Source organism: Acidiplasma sp. MBA-1 (assembly GCF_000949015.1).
Lineage (GTDB): Archaea > Thermoplasmatota > Thermoplasmata > Thermoplasmatales > Thermoplasmataceae > Acidiplasma > Acidiplasma aeolicum.
In genome coordinates this window covers 359,995-376,374 of the sequence record NZ_JYHS01000001.1, presented here as the reverse complement: position 1 = coordinate 376,374, position 16,380 = coordinate 359,995, and the positions used below count along the sequence as shown (strand labels likewise).

General features: G+C 33.4%; 16 protein-coding genes. 10 read left to right on the top strand and 6 right to left on the bottom strand.

The genetic code is table 11. The features are described from left to right. Positions 1–13: 13 nt before the first annotated feature. The gene (gene lysA, locus TZ01_RS01960; protein ID WP_052656675.1) at positions 14–1,261 is read right to left on the bottom strand and encodes a diaminopimelate decarboxylase; all 1,248 of its coding nucleotides are present in this window, start codon (positions 1,259–1,261) and stop codon (positions 14–16) included. A 128-nt stretch (positions 1,262–1,389) separates the two neighbouring features. On the opposite strand from lysA, the gene TZ01_RS01955 reads away from it, so the two are divergent. Beyond that, positions 1,390–3,138, top strand: a complete 1,749-nt coding sequence (locus TZ01_RS01955; protein ID WP_048101110.1) for a molybdopterin molybdotransferase MoeA — start codon at positions 1,390–1,392, stop codon at positions 3,136–3,138. 10 nt (positions 3,139–3,148) lie between these two features. Here the strand turns inward: TZ01_RS01955 and TZ01_RS01950 are convergent, their stop codons facing one another. Then, positions 3,149–3,724, bottom strand: a complete 576-nt coding sequence (locus tag TZ01_RS01950) for a winged helix-turn-helix domain-containing protein (RefSeq protein WP_048101109.1) — start codon at positions 3,722–3,724, stop codon at positions 3,149–3,151. Positions 3,725–3,774: 50 nt separating this feature from the next. Between TZ01_RS01950 and TZ01_RS01945 the strand changes: the two genes are divergently transcribed. From TZ01_RS01945 to TZ01_RS01930, 4 genes are all read left to right on the top strand, one after another. Further along, complete coding sequence (locus TZ01_RS01945) at positions 3,775–4,983, top strand: MFS transporter (RefSeq protein WP_048101108.1); 1,209 nt, start codon at positions 3,775–3,777, stop codon at positions 4,981–4,983. A gap of 66 nt (positions 4,984–5,049) precedes the next feature. Continuing rightward, positions 5,050–5,652: a helix-turn-helix domain-containing protein gene (locus TZ01_RS01940; RefSeq protein ID WP_197065842.1), complete on the top strand. Its 603-nt coding sequence runs from the start codon at positions 5,050–5,052 to the stop codon at positions 5,650–5,652. Positions 5,653–5,714: 62 nt separating this feature from the next. Further along, a complete protein-coding gene (locus TZ01_RS01935) occupies positions 5,715–5,891 on the top strand; it encodes a DUF1059 domain-containing protein (protein WP_048101106.1) in 177 nt (58 codons plus the stop codon). 166 nt (positions 5,892–6,057) lie between these two features. Further along, complete coding sequence (locus TZ01_RS01930; RefSeq protein ID WP_048101105.1) at positions 6,058–6,471, top strand: HIT family protein; 414 nt, start codon at positions 6,058–6,060, stop codon at positions 6,469–6,471. Here TZ01_RS01930 and TZ01_RS01925 read toward each other — a convergent pair whose 3' ends face one another. The 3 genes from TZ01_RS01925 to moaC are packed head-to-tail and all read right to left on the bottom strand — an operon-like array spanning position 6,472 to position 7,999. Beyond that, on the bottom strand, positions 6,472–7,071 hold the full coding sequence (locus TZ01_RS01925; protein WP_048101104.1) for an MBL fold metallo-hydrolase: 600 nt from the start codon (positions 7,069–7,071) through the stop codon (positions 6,472–6,474). Positions 7,072–7,104: 33 nt separating this feature from the next. Beyond that, complete coding sequence (locus tag TZ01_RS01920) at positions 7,105–7,569, bottom strand: molybdopterin-binding protein (RefSeq protein ID WP_048101103.1); 465 nt, start codon at positions 7,567–7,569, stop codon at positions 7,105–7,107. Then, a complete protein-coding gene (gene moaC, locus TZ01_RS01915; RefSeq protein WP_048101102.1) occupies positions 7,559–7,999 on the bottom strand; it encodes a cyclic pyranopterin monophosphate synthase MoaC in 441 nt (146 codons plus the stop codon). Before moaC ends, TZ01_RS01920 begins: the two co-directional genes overlap by 11 nt. Positions 8,000–8,126: 127 nt before the next feature. Here moaC and TZ01_RS01910 point away from each other — a divergent pair, with 127 nt between their 5' ends. From TZ01_RS01910 to TZ01_RS01895, 4 genes are all read left to right on the top strand, one after another. Next, entirely contained in the window at positions 8,127–8,999 is an 873-nt protein-coding gene (locus TZ01_RS01910; protein ID WP_048101101.1) for a xanthine dehydrogenase family protein subunit M, read from the top strand. Then, a complete protein-coding gene (locus tag TZ01_RS01905) occupies positions 8,983–9,468 on the top strand; it encodes a (2Fe-2S)-binding protein (protein WP_048101100.1) in 486 nt (161 codons plus the stop codon). Before TZ01_RS01910 ends, TZ01_RS01905 begins: the two co-directional genes overlap by 17 nt. Then, complete coding sequence (locus TZ01_RS01900; RefSeq protein WP_048101099.1) at positions 9,455–11,455, top strand: xanthine dehydrogenase family protein molybdopterin-binding subunit; 2,001 nt, start codon at positions 9,455–9,457, stop codon at positions 11,453–11,455. Before TZ01_RS01905 ends, TZ01_RS01900 begins: the two co-directional genes overlap by 14 nt. A gap of 247 nt (positions 11,456–11,702) precedes the next feature. Next, positions 11,703–13,139 (top strand): amino acid permease, encoded by a 1,437-nt coding sequence (locus tag TZ01_RS01895; protein WP_048101098.1) that lies wholly within the window; start codon positions 11,703–11,705, stop codon positions 13,137–13,139. On the opposite strand, the gene TZ01_RS01890 is transcribed toward TZ01_RS01895, so the two are convergent. Beyond that, entirely contained in the window at positions 13,136–14,884 is a 1,749-nt protein-coding gene (locus tag TZ01_RS01890; RefSeq protein WP_052656674.1) for an Hsp70 family protein, read from the bottom strand. The two genes, TZ01_RS01895 and TZ01_RS01890, sit on opposite strands and share 4 nt — an antisense overlap. A 135-nt stretch (positions 14,885–15,019) precedes the next feature. Between TZ01_RS01890 and TZ01_RS01885 the strand changes: the two genes are divergently transcribed. After that, on the top strand, positions 15,020–16,378 hold the full coding sequence (locus TZ01_RS01885; RefSeq protein ID WP_048101097.1) for a hypothetical protein: 1,359 nt from the start codon (positions 15,020–15,022) through the stop codon (positions 16,376–16,378). Positions 16,379–16,380: the final 2 nt, after the last annotated feature.

Below are 16,380 nucleotides of genomic sequence, written 5' to 3'. Positions count from 1 at the left end.
TTTTTGAAGCGTGCTATGGATAAAAAGTTTTTAGCATATCATCAACCGACTCTCTTTTTTTAATAAGCCTTAAATTTCCATCTAAAATAATGGCCTCGGCAGGTCTGGCCAGAAGATTATAGTTGGATGCCATGGACATTATATATGCACCTGCATTGGAAATTATAACAATATTCCCATCATTTACACTGGGAATTTTTATGTTCCTTGCAATATAATCAGTGTTTTCACATGCCTGCCCAACAATATCTGCACTGATTAATTTGCCGTCGCTGCATTTTCCGGCAATGTATATTTTATGGTATGCACCATATAAGGGTATTCTTATAAGTGTATTCATGCTTGCATCAGTGCCTATTATTGTATGCCCATAATTTTTTATTGATGTTATTCTTGAAATTAATATAGCGGAATCCGCAATTATATAGCGGCCGGGCTCTATAATAAGGTCTGAATTATTAAATATACAATTAAAATTCTCAAAATTTTCCAAAATATATCCAGCAGCTGCTTTTATATCAAAATCTGGATCATTATCACGGTATGGCACACCAAAACCACCGCCAAGGTCAAGATAATCAAATGAAATATCAAGTTTTTTTGAAATATTCGCTGCAATATTAAAAAAAATTCTACTGGATTCCTTAAAAAATTTGGCTGAGAGAACGTTGGAACCGGTCATCATATGTATGCCAAATCTTTTTGCCCCGTGATCCCGGGCATATTTATATGATTTTAATGCCTCATCGTATGATATGCCAAATTTTACATTTTCACCGGCGGTTGTTATCTCCTTAAATTCTCCCATCCCAATCCCCGGATTGATTCTAAATGAGACAAATTCCGGATTTAAATCCTGCACAAGTTTATACTGGCCAAGATGGTCATAATTTATTTTAATGCCATTATTTATTAAAAAGGCCAGACCTTCCCTATCAAGATTATTTGGGGTTGACACAACATCATTATTATTAAATCCCAGTTTTAATGCAAGCATGGCCTCATTTTGATTTGCTGCATCGATGCCACAGCCAAGGCTTTTTAACAAATTTAAAATGTATGGATTATAATTAGCCTTCATGGCAAAATGTATTGAAATATTATATGGCATAAAAGCATTTATTATTCTTTTAACATTTTCTCTTATTCTTTTTTCTGAATAAAGTATTAACGGTGTTCCAAAATCATTAACAGCATTATAAATATTAATACCGGAAAACTCTGTGCAGTTTTTTTCCAAACTAAAATCTGAATAAAGCATTATAACCAGTATTTTATCTCTTTAATTATTTTTTTGCATATAATTATGTTTTTAATATCATTTTTTCTGATACATTTAATAGTAAATATAATTTATGATAAAATTATACATTAAAACTGGTGATTTTTATGACATACATGTTTGATAATATTAAGGCCTTTGACGATGCATATGAAATAATCAAAAATAATATAAGAAAAATAAATGATTTTGAGTACGTATCTATATATGATGCCTTTGGAAGGATATGCCATGATGACATATACAGTGTAAATAATCTACCATTATTTACAAGGTCACAGGTTGATGGTTATGCAGTAATAACATCTGACCTACAGAATGCAGACCGGGAGCACCCAGTAACACTTGAGCTTGCAGGTCAAACATATATCGGCAACCCGCCTGTAAATCATCCCGGAAATGGTAAATGCATGAAGGTCCCAACCGGAGCGGCAATACCAGTGGGCGCTGATGCCATGGTTCCCTTTGAGGATGCAGCAATAAATGGTAATATGGTAACTTTTAATGCACCCGTGGATAAATTTAATGAGATTTCCAATGCGGGACTGGATGTTATGAGGGGTGAGAGGCTTGCAGAAAAATTTAAGATGCTTGATGAACGGGATATTTCTGTAATAGCTGCAACAGGCCAGAATGTTATAAAGGTGTTCCGAAAAATAAACATAGGGATAATACCAACTGGAGATGAACTTATTAGACCTGGAGAAAATTATGTTGAGGGGAAAATTTTTGAATCCAATTCAATTGCAATTTATCAGGCATTAAAAAAATATAATTCATTTAACGTTAAAATTTATGATATTGTCAGGGATTCATATGAAGAACTTAAAAAGGTAATTAATGCATCAGTTACAGAAAATGATGTAACCATTACCATTGGAAGCACATCTGCAGGTGAAATGGACTATGTTTATAAAATTATAGGTGAATACAAGCCCGGAATTTTATTTCATGGCGTTAGGGTAAAGCCAGGAAAACCGGTTTTATTTGCCAAGGCAGGTGAAAGGGATATTTTTGGTCTGCCGGGATTTCCCGTCTCGTCCATAATGCTTCTTTATACAATGGTGCTGCCAAACATATTTTCAATGGTTAATTATAATTTTAAAAATTATAGCGTTAATGCCATTGCAGGAGAACCATTTGATCTTCATAGGGGAAATACAGATATATTACTTTTAAAACTGGTGAGACATAAGGGCTCATATTTTGCATACCAGGTCAGGGGCAATTCAGGGTCAATATCAAGAATAATGAGGGCAAATGGTTTTTCCACACATAATTCGGTTACCGGCACATTGCAGAAGGGAGATGGGATAAATGTAAATTTATTTGACCCGCACATACCTGAAATACTTATTGCAGGGCAGTATCTTCCAGATATGGAATTTATGCCATATGACTTAAAAATAAATTCAATCTTTGCTGAATTTACATACAATGATATAAGGGAATCAATGCTGAATAATGAGGCGGATGTGTATATTTCAAATTATAATGAGGACCTTTATAATGAAAATTATGATAAAATTACATTTTTAAAGAATTACGGTCTTTATTTTAATAAAAAGGATTATAAATATCTGGCTGTGCTTTATAAGGACTCTGGATTGTTTAATATATGCCATGATTACATTGAGGGCTCAAATATTATATTACTGGATAGGCCAGGGATGATACCGGACTATGTTTTTAATAAGAGATGCGATGCCGGAATTTCATACTCAGATTACTCTGAGATGTACAAAATACCATTTGAACCGCTGGGCAGGATAAGGTTTAATGTATATATAAATAAGACAGGCAACTATTATAAAATTCTTTTTGATTTTTTTAATTCAATTAAGGATAAAAATTAAATTTTTTATTTCATTTTAAAATATATTTACCCAGATTTGTGCTGACAAATGGAAATATCAGAAAAAGAAAAATATTTTGCTCATCTCCATCAGGCAGTTCTCCAAGTATTTCTGTTATTTTTTCTGCCAGGATTTTGGCATTTTCATTTGAAAGGGACCCAAAGGTTGTTAGTATACTGTCAAAATTATTTTTAATATTTGTTATATCTTCATCAGTATAGGAATCTATTTCCTCGGCAAGCACATTTAATAAAAGCGCCTGGGCCATAAAAAATGACTTTAGCATATCCTTAATTTCTTTATTTCCTAGCCTTAAAAGTTCTTCCACCATAATTTTTTGTGATACATTAAAAGCTTCTGTGTTTAATCTGTAATATTTTTCAACATAATTTTTTTTTACAATTACCTCCGGTGGCAGAACAAGATTTTCCTTTAGCATTTCTGAAATATTCTGATATAAATTTGACCTTGTTGTATTAATGTATCTGGCCATTTGTGTTACTGTCATTTTTTGATATTTAATAAGCAGCGTGATAATTTTTGTTTTAATTTCGCTCCTGAATGTATTTAATAGTTTATTGTACATAAACATAAATTTATATATAAGATATAAATTTACGTATAAGGATAATTTATATGTTACAAAATGATTTTTATCAAATTAATTATAAAAATTACATAAAATACCTAATTTCAAGAAATATTTCAAGATATTCAAATTTAGCCTATTATATATATTTCATGTGGGAAATAGTTGATGAATATAAATCTATTTTTCTTGTTAGCCTTATACCTGCCTTCTCCTTTCTTGGATATATTATAATATCACTTCCAGAGGGGCACATAATTGATAAATATGACAGAAAAAAAATTTTTATAATATCCAACATTTTAATGGTCTTTGTTTATTTATTGCTTTTAATCAATAAATCATTATTTTTTATATACGCTGTAGATTTCCTTTCATCGCTCTTAATGTGGGTAATATCCGATGATTTTCGCGGTATCACAAAGGAGATAATTCCAGAAAATAGCATGGTAAAGGCGCAATCTCTTGATCAAACATCCTCAGGGCTGTTTACACTTGCCGGAACACTGTCCGGTGGTTTTTTCATATTTTTAGAAAGGCGCTATTTTTATTTATTCCTCATTGTTATTTCAGTTGTGGCTGTAATCATGATTTTGAGAAATCACCCTGCAAAAATATACAGTAATATTTCCATAAGTAATGGTTTTAATTACACCTTTAAGATCATTAAAAGTATTATTCCATTTCTATTATTTACAATGCTTTTAAATGGACTATTTGTTTCACTTGATGTATTTTCCTCAGCACTAATATATATAATATTGAGGGCACCACCCATATATTATACTTTTTTCATAGCCGGCTTTCCCATGGGAATGCTTATTGGCGGAATAATTGCAATGAAAAAATTTACTGAAAAATCCGGTTTGCTTAAATTATTTGTTTTTGGCATAGGAGCAATATTTATTTTTATTGCATTAAACAGAATAGCAATACTTGACTCTGTTTTGGCAGTATTTCTTGGTATTATAATAGCATTTTTAAACGTCTATATTGAAACATTAATAATAAACAGTGTTCCAAATAGCATAACAGGAAAATTTAATTCCATAACAACTGTATTTTCCGGTGGTTCATCACCGGTAATGGCCGTTATTTTTGGTATTTTATCCGAATTTATTTTCTTTCCCTATATTATAATAATAACAGGTTTAATAATGATGGCATCCTCGTTCATGGTTAACAGAATATTCAACGGTTTTAAGGATAGAATGGATGGTATGAAAATCATTTATCCGGAATTGTTCAGGAATTAAAAAATATTTAACAAAATAATAAATGCAAAACCATAATTTATTAACATGTTTTTTATAATATGGTTAATGGCAGAGGACTTAATAGAGATCATATTAACGGCTGAAAAACCATCATGTGGTGTTTTAAAAAAACTTTCAACTGTTAATTTAAATGCAAGAATATTTCAGATAAATCCGGGAATAGAATGTACAAACCACCTAATGGGCATTGACCAGTATTCCAAAAATATGGAAAAACTTAGGGACGATAACATAACTGTTTATAAAAATCAAAAGGATAAAACATGGATGGAAACGCGAAGCTGCGAAATCTGCAGGTCATCTGCAGTTTCTGGTGCAATAATAATATCCGTAAGAATTTTTGAAAATCAGAAGGTGCAGTATAAAATATTATTAAAAAATAAGAATGCATTAAAAAAACTTTTGGAGAACGTAACTGGAATAAAATATGACTATTATATTACTGACAAACATTTGCCCGGTGAATTAACATTACGGCAGAAGGAGATATTATACACCGCGTATTCAAAGGGATATTTTGATTTTAACAGAAAGATAGACCTTAATGGTATAGCCCAGGAATTGGGGGTAAGCAAAAAATCAGTGCAGTCCACATTAAGAAGGGGAATGAGAAAAATTATTGAGGAATATATCTTCAATAATTTGTAATTTAGTATCACATATGATATGCACGCTTTTAATATAATAAAATAATAAATTAATTGATATAAATGGGATACGAATTTAAATGCAAGGATATAGGAATGGATTGCGGATTTGACGTAAAGGCAGATTCCATAGAGGAATTAATACCTGTAATACAGGCACATGCTAAAAATGCACATGGAATAAATGAAATAACCCCGGAACTTTTCAACAAGGTCAAATCTGCAATAAAAGAATATTAAAAATTTTAAAATTTTTTTATTTTTATTATTTTAATAATATTTTAATATATCATGCCATTTAAACATCTTAAAAGGCTGGTACATTATTTTCAATTTATTCTCTTGTTTTTAATTAACACATGCAAATTATAAAATAAAATTAAATATTAATTAATAATATTTATTCATGTGTATATTCTGTGATATAGTTTCCAATCGTGCACGGTCTTATAAGGTATATGAGGATGATAACACACTTGCGTTTTTAGACATATATCCAATATCGAGGGGGCACATACTTGTTATTCCTAAAAGGCATTATGAGAACATATTTGATATGGACAATGAAACATTATTAAATGTTTTTAGAACTGTTAAGATAGTTACAGATCTTATTAAGAGAAAATGGGGAATTAATAATGTTAACATTATGAATTCAAATGGTAAACTTGCAAATCAGACGGTATTCCATTATCATGTTCATATTATACCAAGAATTGAGAATGATAATTTGAATTTCATCGATGAATGGTGGGTTAAAAAAATAATGGATGTAAATGATGAATACCTAGAAAGGATAAAAAGAGAGCTCACTGAATAATTATTTTAATTCTGCCGGGTCGCCATGTGATGGAAATATATAAACTGGCCTCATTTTTTCTATTTTACTTAATGATTCCTCCGCCAGTTTTTCACTTTTCACGAACATTGGGTCAAAATACAATTTCCCTTTTTTCACATATGCAGCATCACCTGTAAACAATGCATTTTTATCATGATAGTATATGGAAACATTTCCGTCTGTATATCCAGGAGTATCTATTTTTTCAAAACCATCAAGATCCAGGCGTGCATATGAATTAAAGGCCTTAACAGTGGCGAATTCAAGGCCCTTTCCCTCCATCTCCTCTATTCCCCTCAGCTGCAGTCCATTCTTCAGCGTATCCATTTCATACTTGCTAACATATATGTTTGGTTTATACTTTTCATAAATTTCCTTTAATGCACCAACATGAAGGTAATCAACTGCGGTAATAAGTATGTAATCAGGCTCATATTTTTTGGAATCATAAAAATTTATTATCTTTTTAGCGTCCTGTTCAATGCCACAATCTATCTGCACAATATTTTTTCCAGTATTTATGACATATACATGGGATTTCATTTTTTCTATGCTAAAGATATTTTCAATAAAAATCATATATTTAAATGGCTTTAATATGTATTAATATTTTCATTCCTTGGTAAGCTCATGGTATGTATGATTCACTATCCTTGAAATAATTTCATACGCCACCGGCTGTGCATTCTCTGATCCGGGAATTGAAAAAATAATCTTTTTCCTGTATGTAAACATTGAGGCATCGGAGATATATGGAAAATATCCACCGGATTTTGCCCTAAAAAGCTCCCCAAATCCAGAAAATTCCTTATCAGCAATTTTCCTTAATGCAATGCTTGTCTGATCAAGTCTTGATGCGCCGGTACCACCAATGTAAATAAAAATATCAAATTTATTATAATTACAGAATAATTCACCAAGAATTTCTACTTCATCATCCTTAACAATGGATCTTTCATAATTTTTTCCTATTAATTCTGCCATTTTATTACCTGATATATCGTTTTCAATGGTTCTTGATGATGATACGGTTATTATTCTATACCTTAAATTATATTCAATATCATCACTGTGCATTTATCTCAGCCTTTTTCTTATAATCAACCTTTATTCCAGAGATTAAAGTTTCGGGATAGTTCCCTGTTTCATCCTTTTCAAGGTATTTTACCATATCCCATACAGTTAATAATGCTGTTAGCACACCATTAATGGCCTCCATTTCAACCCCGGTTCTGTAAATGGCCTTAACGGTGCATGAGCATTTTATCTGATTATCCAGAATTTCAAAGTCAAAATCTATTGACGAAACAGGAACTGGATGGCAGTATGGTATTGTTCCAGAAGTATTTTTAACGGCCATTGTACCTGCTATTCTGGCAGTTTCAATGACATCTCCCTTTTTTACATTTTTGTTTAAAATTTGTCTTACAGTGCCGGATTTAAGCCTTATGCATCCTGAGGCCCTTGCCTCCCTTAAAACTATTTCTTTTGAAGATATGTCTATCATAAATTATTAATAGCATATTATTATTAAAAATTAATTAAAAATAATCTGAATTTTATTATTCAATAATTTTATTAATTATAAGGTATCTTAAAAAAAATTTAAATAGTTTTTATAATTAATTATAGTAATGTATCCGGATAAATTCGAATATTTTGCGCCAGAAGATATTGAAAGTTTGGAAAAGTTGCTGGATAAATTCCAGGATGATGCCAAGATACTTGCAGGGGGTCAGAGCCTAATACCTCTTTTAAAGCTCAGGTTCACATCCATTCCAAATATTATAGATATAGCCAACATAAAGGAACTAAATTTTATAGATGGTTCTGATGGATTAAAGATAGGCCCAATGGTAAGAACTGCAGAGGTTGCAAGAAATAGGCTTATAAAACAGAAGTGCAATCTTTTATCTGATGCGGCCTCAAAAATAGCTGATCCGCAGGTTAGAAACATGGGGACAATAGGTGGTGATATCTGTGAGGCAGACCCAAGGAATGATATGCCAGCTGTTATGCTTGCACTAAATGCTGAGTTTGAAATAACCGGCTCTTCAGGTATTAGAACTGTTAAGGCCACAGATTTCTTTAAAGATGCATACACGACCGATGTCAGGCCAAATGAAATTTTAACAAAAATTATTATAGGTGACTATTCAAAATATTATGGCAAATACTTCAAGTTTACAACACTTTCAAGCGATTTTCCGGTATTCGCCATAGCAGTGAATATGTCAGTTGGGAATGACAAAACAATCAATGATGTGGGCATAGGACTTACAAATTTAAATACAACTGCTGTTAAAGCTGTTGACGTTGAGGAATTTTTAAAGGGAAAAAAGCCAGATGATAACACACTTGAATCTGCATTTAAAAAACTGGAATCATATATTGATATAGAGGATGATGTTAACGGCACTAAGGATCATAAAATGGAGATTTTAAATGAAATGTTTAAAAATGGAATAAAAGAGGTATATGGTGTTTTAAATGATGGTAAACATTAAGGTAAATGGGAAGGAATATAAAAAGGATGTCGAGCCACGCATGCTGCTTGTAAGTTTTTTGAGGGACGAACTTGGTTTAACCGGAACACATATAGGATGCGATACAACCAACTGCGGTGCCTGTACAGTTTTAATGGATGGAAAAACAGTTAAATCATGCACCGTTCTGGCAGTTCAGGCAAACAACCATGAAATAACAACAATAGAAAGCAATGACCCTGATCTAAATGCTGTTAAGGATTCATACGTTGAGGAAGAGGGACTGCAGTGCGGTTTCTGTACCCCCGGCATGATTATGCAATCATATTACTTAATAAAAAATTCGGAAGGGGACATAGACGAGGACTACATAAAAAAGAATCTTAGAGGTAATCTGTGCAGGTGCACAGGATACAGAACCATTATCGATTCTGTTAAAAAGGCAGAGGAAAAATTAAGGCAGAAGGAGGAGATAAATGTATCTAAATAGATTTGTTAACGGCCAGGGAAAATATATAGATGACATTAAAATGGATAATATGCTTTACATGGCCATTGCCAGAAGCCCATATGCACATGCAAGAATAAAAAATATAAAAGGCGGGTTAAATTCATCCGAATTAAAGGCATATTACACCCTTGATGATCATGCCATGAGGGAGCCGGTGCTTGCAATTGATGAGGTAAATTATGTTGGCCAGTGCGTTGCCGCCTTTTTTTCCGAGAACAGATATGAGGCAGAGGATCTGGTAAATACACTTGAGGTCGATTACGAGCCCCTTGACGCAGTTGCATCAATTGATGAGGCATTAAAACACCCGCCTGTGAGGCATGGAATGAAGGACAATATTATGGAAACTGAAGAAATTGGAAAAAAATTCAGTGAAAAGGATATTGACTTTGATTTAAAGGTTAGCGACTCAATATTCATGGATCGTGTTCTTGCGAATCCAATGGAAACAAGGGGGATAGTTGCAGATTACCGCGATGGTGTGCTTAATGTATACATTTCAAGCCAGTCGGTTCACAGGATGAAGGCTGGCATAATGAAGGCACTTAACCTCCCTGAGGATAAGGTTAATGTTTATCATGTTGATACCGGTGGGGCATTTGGGTTGAAGGCATTGCTATTTCCAGAGTATATAATAGCCTGTTACGCATCAATGAAGTATAAAAGGCCCGTTAAGTGGATAGAAACAAGAACAGAGCATCTGCAATCCGCCCATGCTGGAAGGGGCATAAGGGCAGACATTACCCTTTACGCCAAAAAGGATGGCAAGATTACAGGCCTTGATGGTACAGTTTATCTGGATTCTGGTGCATACTATGCTGATGCTGATAAGGTCGATATGGGAAATGTTGTTCACGAGGTTACTGGCCCCTATTTTATTGAAAATGCGCATTTAACTGCAAAGTATGTGCTTACAAACAAATCTTTGAATGGTTACTACCGTGGTGCTGGTAAACCAGAGGCATCAATCATCATGGAAAGAATGATTGATCTGCTTGCAGACAGGCTTAACATGGATATTGCTGATATAAGGTTGAAAAATGCAACAGAAAAACCATTTAAATCCCCACTTGGCCTTGACATGAATTACCCAACAAAACCATTCCTGGAGGCTGCATTAAAACATTTCGATTACTATAACCTATCAAAGAAGGAAAAGCTTGGCATATCACTTTTCATCCTTGATGAGGACACTGCGCCCGGTGAATCATGCAGAATACATGTAAAGGATGGAAGGGTGCATGTTTATTTTGGTGGTGATGTTTCCGGCCAGGGTCATGAACTATTCACACAGGAAATACTTAGTAATGAATTTGGCATAGATAAAAATTTAATTTCACTGGAATATGATGATACGGTGACATTAAAGGACGGCACTGGTACATGGGGATCTAGATCAGGAATTACACATACGTCAGTTTTAATGAAAACTGCTGAAATAATAAAGAATGATGTGATCAAAAAATTCGGTAAATATGATAGCAAACTTTTACTGGAAAACGAATTTAATGAGTATTATTATTACAAAATAGATTACAACGCAAATTCTGTAAACTTTAACATGGTTTCATGTGATATCAATGATATTAACTCCATAAAGGTCTATGCATATTATGATCTTGGCAAGGTAATAAACCGTAAGAATGTCCTTGGTTCAATCCACGGTGGAAGTCTTCAGGCCATCAGCGAGACATTATGTGAAACGATGAGGTATTCAGATGATGGGCAGCTGATAACAAACAATATTGCAGATGCCGGGCTTTTAACAGCAGATAGGATTCCAGAATTTAATATAGAACTTGTTGAAAATCCATCGGAATTTCCATCAAAGGCAAAGGGCATTGGAGAATCACCCATGATAGGAATACCAAGTGCACTTGCAAGGTCAATAGAACTGCAGACAAAAAAGAGGGTTACAAAATTCCCGATTGATGATTTAAAATTATTTAATAAATGCATGGATTAATAAAAATATTAATTCATTGATAATCATTTTTTGGACATTTACATTTTTAGATTATATTTATTTTTAATATACTAATATTATATAAATTTTGCTAAATACTCATTATTAAAAATATAAAATAATAAAATTTTAATAGTTAATAATATTTTTTATTAATTTTGTTCATAGTTACACTTAAAATTCGAATATAATTAACAAAAAATTTTAATATAATATTCAACTATTAAATTAATTATTGGTGTTTATAATGTCTGTGCAAAAAACAGAATTAAAAAGAAATTCAATAGGGCTGCTGCAGGGAACGTTTCAATCCCTCGGCCAGGTTGCCCCTGCAGCAGATATTGCCATACTGCTGGTTGCATCCTTTTCAATATCTGGTGCGCAAACAGTGCTATCAGTAATAATTGGATGGATAATTTACGCACTCTGGATGGTCACACCATTTGAGCTATCAAAGTTCAAATCAAATGCCGGAAGCTACTATGCATATGCAGCAGGGGCCACAGAGGATGGTGCCATGGGACCCATTACAGCGCTTAGCTTTATGTACTATGATGTCACAGGTGCAGCCTTTGGAATACTTGGTCTTTCAAGTTTCATATTTTTAATGTATCCAGCAATAACATCAATTCCTTATATATGGATACTCTTTGCAGGCCTTTTCACAGCCTTTATTGTCACAGTAACATATCTTGGAATAAGGCCGTCCCTTAATTACACTGCAATAGCCGGTTTAATGGAGATATTATTCCTTTTAATTGGATCAATTATAATAATTATAAGGGTTGGGTCCGGGAATTCGCTTATACCATTTGAGGTTACCGGAAAATATTCACTTGGTTTTTCATCCATTATGTTTGCATCCGTGTTCTCAATACTGGATTTTACGGGATCCGGAGTTGTTACAACAGTTTCCGAGGAGATAGAAAAACCAAAAAAGAATATAGGTAAATCCATAGTTTTTGCCATGATACTTACGGCCATTGCACTCATACCATCTGCATATGCCCTTACCGTTGGATGGGGAATTTCAAATATCGGAAGCTTTGCAAGCCATCCTGATGCAGGTCTAACTGTATTTTACAGGTACCTGGGACCTGTTGGACTTATACTTCTAATAGTTTTTACTTTAAACAGTTATTTATCAAATGGGGTTTCAAAGGCAACTGCAGTTAGCAGATGGTGGTATTCTGCTGCAAGGGATAACATTGTTTTTCCCTCCAAGCTCGGAGAAATAAATAAAAAATATCACTCACCGGCAAATGCGGTAATTACCTGGGCAGTATTTTCATTTATACTTGATGTCATAGTTGGCCTTATTTTTGGGCCATTGAATGCTGCGTTTGTTCTGGAGGCTGGAACCGGAATTTCAATTATAATAGTACATATACTCGCCAACACATCATTAACATTTTATACAAGAAGGATAAATAAATTTAGCATATTAAAACATGGAATTGCCCCAACGGCTGCCACCATAATAGGTGCCATTGTCATATATTTCACTGCATACAATATTATACATAAATATGTGCTTAATCCAACAGGAATAAATACAGCATATTTTGCATCGTTTATATTCACCATAATCTGGGTGCTTGGTGGAGAAATTTCAATAACGTTGCATTATATAAAGAAAAAACCAGAGGTATTAAGAGAGGCCGGGGAGTTTAATCTCCGCTAATAATTAATATTATAGTCATTTTTTAATTTTTCAATTAAAGTTTTTAGATTTTTAATATCCTTGTTCTTAATAAGATCTGTAAGTTTTATTATGTCCTGGCTTATATTATAATAGGATATTTTTCCAGAGGCGGACTGAAAATTTGCAATTTTTTTTAGCCTGTAAAGCATTTCATTCGCATTATTCATTAATTCTGCTATGTTTTTAATCTGCATATCTGAATCATAATATTTTTTAACCTCACTTTTTATCCTTTCAATTTTCTCAGGGTCCATGTTTATGGGTTTTTTAATAATTATATGATTCTCTGATCCTGTTGATGAATCCCTGGCACTTACCCTTAAAATACCATTCCGGTCTATTACATATGTTACATCTATTGTTACCTCTCCCCTTGGCGCCGGCTTTAGGTCTGTTAATCTTAACTCGCCAATCAATTCATTGTAGCTTCCTATTGGTCTTTCACCCTGAACAATCTTTATGACTATTTCCTTCTGATAGTCCCTAACGGTCGTAAAGGGTTTTGTTACAGAACATGGTATTCTGGTATTTGCTGGGATCATTGGCACGACTATATCATTAATTATTACATTGCCAAGTGTTAAGGGTGTAACATCCTTAAATATTATTCCAGTTTTTATGGCCTCCCTTATTTCAGCTTTTGATGCGGCTATAATTGATGCACCTATGGCAACAGTGTACATTGGGTCTATTCCTGAAAGTGCCTTTATGCCAAGATATTTTTCAACCGTATTCTGTAAGAACGGTATTTTAGTTGGACCACCTATAAAAATTAAATGATTTACATTGTTTTTTGTTATGCCTGATTTATAAAAGGCCTCATCTATTGCCCTAAATGACCTTTCAATTATTGGTTCTATAATTGAATTAAACTCATCCCTTGTTATTTCAATATTAATGTTTCCACGGCCTGTAAAATCACCGGATAGCACACTGGAGGGTGAAAAGCTGATGGTATAATTATAGGTAAGCCATATCTTTGCATATTCTGCAAACTCTTTAAGATAAAATATTTTCTCAGAGGAATCAATATTTATGTTATTTTTAATAAAAACTGACCTAAGATGGTTATATAATGCATTGGTCATTTCTATTCCACCGAGCATTGTATCCCCGGATGTTGATAGTACACTAAATGTTCTTTTCCTTATATTTAATATTGTCACATCCAGCGTTCCGGCACCCATATCATATACAATTACATTTTCATTTAGCTCCCTTTCATCCAGAAACTGGTTAAAACCGTAGGCAATTGCCGCAGCAGTGGGCTCATTTATCAGCCTTTTAACCTTAATTCCGGCAAGATCTGCTGCAACCTTGGTTGCATTCCTCTGATTGTCATTAAAATAGGCAGGAACTGTTATAACGGCATCCCTTATTTTATCCTTAAGATATATCTCGGCATCCATTTTTATTTTTGTAAGTAAAATTGCTGTTAACTCCTGTGGTGTATGGAATTCATTACCGGTTTTAAAGAGATAATCAGTACCAATTTTCCTCTTAAAATTTTTAATTGTCCCGTCAGGATAAATTTTTTCCATTTTTTTGGCCGGCATGCCCGTATATATGTTTTTCCCTGCAAATGTTATATAACTTGAGGTCGTTTTTCCATCAGGAGTGCCTTCACCTGATGGTATTATAACACTTTTCATTGACCCATTAATAATGGTGGTTATGGCCGCTGCAGAGTTTTCAGTTCCTATATCTATGCCTATGGAATACATTTATGAACAATAATGTGTTTGCAATTATAATAGTTTTTATATCCTGCCCTAAAATTATATAAATCAAATTTACTGAATGACGCTGCATGACAAAATTTAAGTATATCCAATAATTATAATAATTAAGGTCTTTAAATGTCTCAGGAGGGCAAGTGGTTTGAGGTTATAAATGGTATAAAGGACGATGATTATAATCAAAGGTTATTTAGCACGCTTGGAAACCGTTTTGGTGTTTTTTATTATAAGAAGTCTGATGATGTTCATGTTTATATATACACAAACAGCAGGCCATCATTTGTTAAGGAGGCAATAGACATAGACCCCATAGACTCACTGCCCAAGGCAGGAAATTCATATATATCTGTAAGGTTAAATGATCCATATTATTATTCAGACCATGATGAAACCGGAATAGAATTAAAGGGATTAAAAGCATTTCTCTCAAGCCTTGATAAAAATCAGGGAATTTTAATCTGGTTTTATGAATATAATAAAAAATCAGAGGATTTTGAATATTCAATTAAGGAGGACAAATTCAGGGTAAGAATTATTTTGATAGAAAAGGAAAAACATGTAAGAAAAAATCAGAAAATCATACACGAATTTGCTGATAGCAGGACCCAGAACCAGGATATATTGAAAAAATTCAGGGAATATATAGACATTGATTTTACATGGAAGAATATAAAAAAACCTACATATAAAATCTTTGACCCGGAAGTTAAGTTTTCAATAAAAGAAATGATGAATACAAAAAAAAGGACTATATATACTTACAGGGCTGAGATAACCAAAATGATGATTATGGATTACAGCCAGAGGATAGAGCTGAGATTGGATAACAAGGGCCGTGGACCCGAAGCCAGTGAGATCGCCCATAAATATCTGGAATCAAAAAATTTTGGAGGGACGGAAACAGATATAAACTTTGATTCCAGAATGGCCCAGTTAAAGGAAATTGCCTCGAGCGATTATAAAATTTTAATGTACGGTAAAAATGGTGATGGAAAATTAGAGGTTGCCAGAAAATTAATGGGGGAAATTCTAAAATCTAACAGAAAAATTTTCATATTGCAGACAGCCATGTTTGACCCTTTCAAAAATATAGTTTCGGATGACGAGGCATACAAGGTTGTTAAAATTTCATTAAGTGCGGATTATGCTGGCAGGCTTATTGTAAGGGATGGCGATGATGCAACTCTGCTTGCAGAGAAGTTATGGGCCGAAATAACAACAAAAAGCTCAAGCGAAAAGGATCCAGCACTTTTTATATACAATGTGGGGGATGTGATTCCAAGGAATGATTCTGGTGTTCCGGTATATGAAAGTGAGTTCTGGAGTTCATTCTTTAATCTTGCAATGAAAAAACCATCACTTATAGGTTTAATTTATGATGGCGATGGGCAAACGAAACTGCCACTTTATACAGATAAGGTTATCAAAACATACATGGAGGGAAATGAAACATCCTTCTCTATTGAGGAAACAAAGTAAAT

Coding starts and splice junctions, on each gene's coding strand:
- lysA (WP_052656675.1), bottom strand. CDS start 1,261: ATGCTTTATTCAGATTTTAGTTTGGAAAAAAACTGCACAGAGTTTTCC.
- TZ01_RS01955 (WP_048101110.1), top strand. CDS start 1,390: ATGACATACATGTTTGATAATATTAAGGCCTTTGACGATGCATATGAA.
- TZ01_RS01950 (WP_048101109.1), bottom strand. CDS start 3,724: ATGTACAATAAACTATTAAATACATTCAGGAGCGAAATTAAAACAAAA.
- TZ01_RS01945 (WP_048101108.1), top strand. CDS start 3,775: ATGTTACAAAATGATTTTTATCAAATTAATTATAAAAATTACATAAAA.
- TZ01_RS01940 (WP_197065842.1), top strand. CDS start 5,050: ATGGCAGAGGACTTAATAGAGATCATATTAACGGCTGAAAAACCATCA.
- TZ01_RS01935 (WP_048101106.1), top strand. CDS start 5,715: ATGGGATACGAATTTAAATGCAAGGATATAGGAATGGATTGCGGATTT.
- TZ01_RS01930 (WP_048101105.1), top strand. CDS start 6,058: ATGTGTATATTCTGTGATATAGTTTCCAATCGTGCACGGTCTTATAAG.
- TZ01_RS01925 (WP_048101104.1), bottom strand. CDS start 7,071: ATGATTTTTATTGAAAATATCTTTAGCATAGAAAAAATGAAATCCCAT.
- TZ01_RS01920 (WP_048101103.1), bottom strand. CDS start 7,569: ATGCACAGTGATGATATTGAATATAATTTAAGGTATAGAATAATAACC.
- moaC (WP_048101102.1), bottom strand. CDS start 7,999: ATGATAGACATATCTTCAAAAGAAATAGTTTTAAGGGAGGCAAGGGCC.
- TZ01_RS01910 (WP_048101101.1), top strand. CDS start 8,127: ATGTATCCGGATAAATTCGAATATTTTGCGCCAGAAGATATTGAAAGT.
- TZ01_RS01905 (WP_048101100.1), top strand. CDS start 8,983: ATGATGGTAAACATTAAGGTAAATGGGAAGGAATATAAAAAGGATGTC.
- TZ01_RS01900 (WP_048101099.1), top strand. CDS start 9,455: ATGTATCTAAATAGATTTGTTAACGGCCAGGGAAAATATATAGATGAC.
- TZ01_RS01895 (WP_048101098.1), top strand. CDS start 11,703: ATGTCTGTGCAAAAAACAGAATTAAAAAGAAATTCAATAGGGCTGCTG.
- TZ01_RS01890 (WP_052656674.1), bottom strand. CDS start 14,884: ATGTATTCCATAGGCATAGATATAGGAACTGAAAACTCTGCAGCGGCC.
- TZ01_RS01885 (WP_048101097.1), top strand. CDS start 15,020: ATGTCTCAGGAGGGCAAGTGGTTTGAGGTTATAAATGGTATAAAGGAC.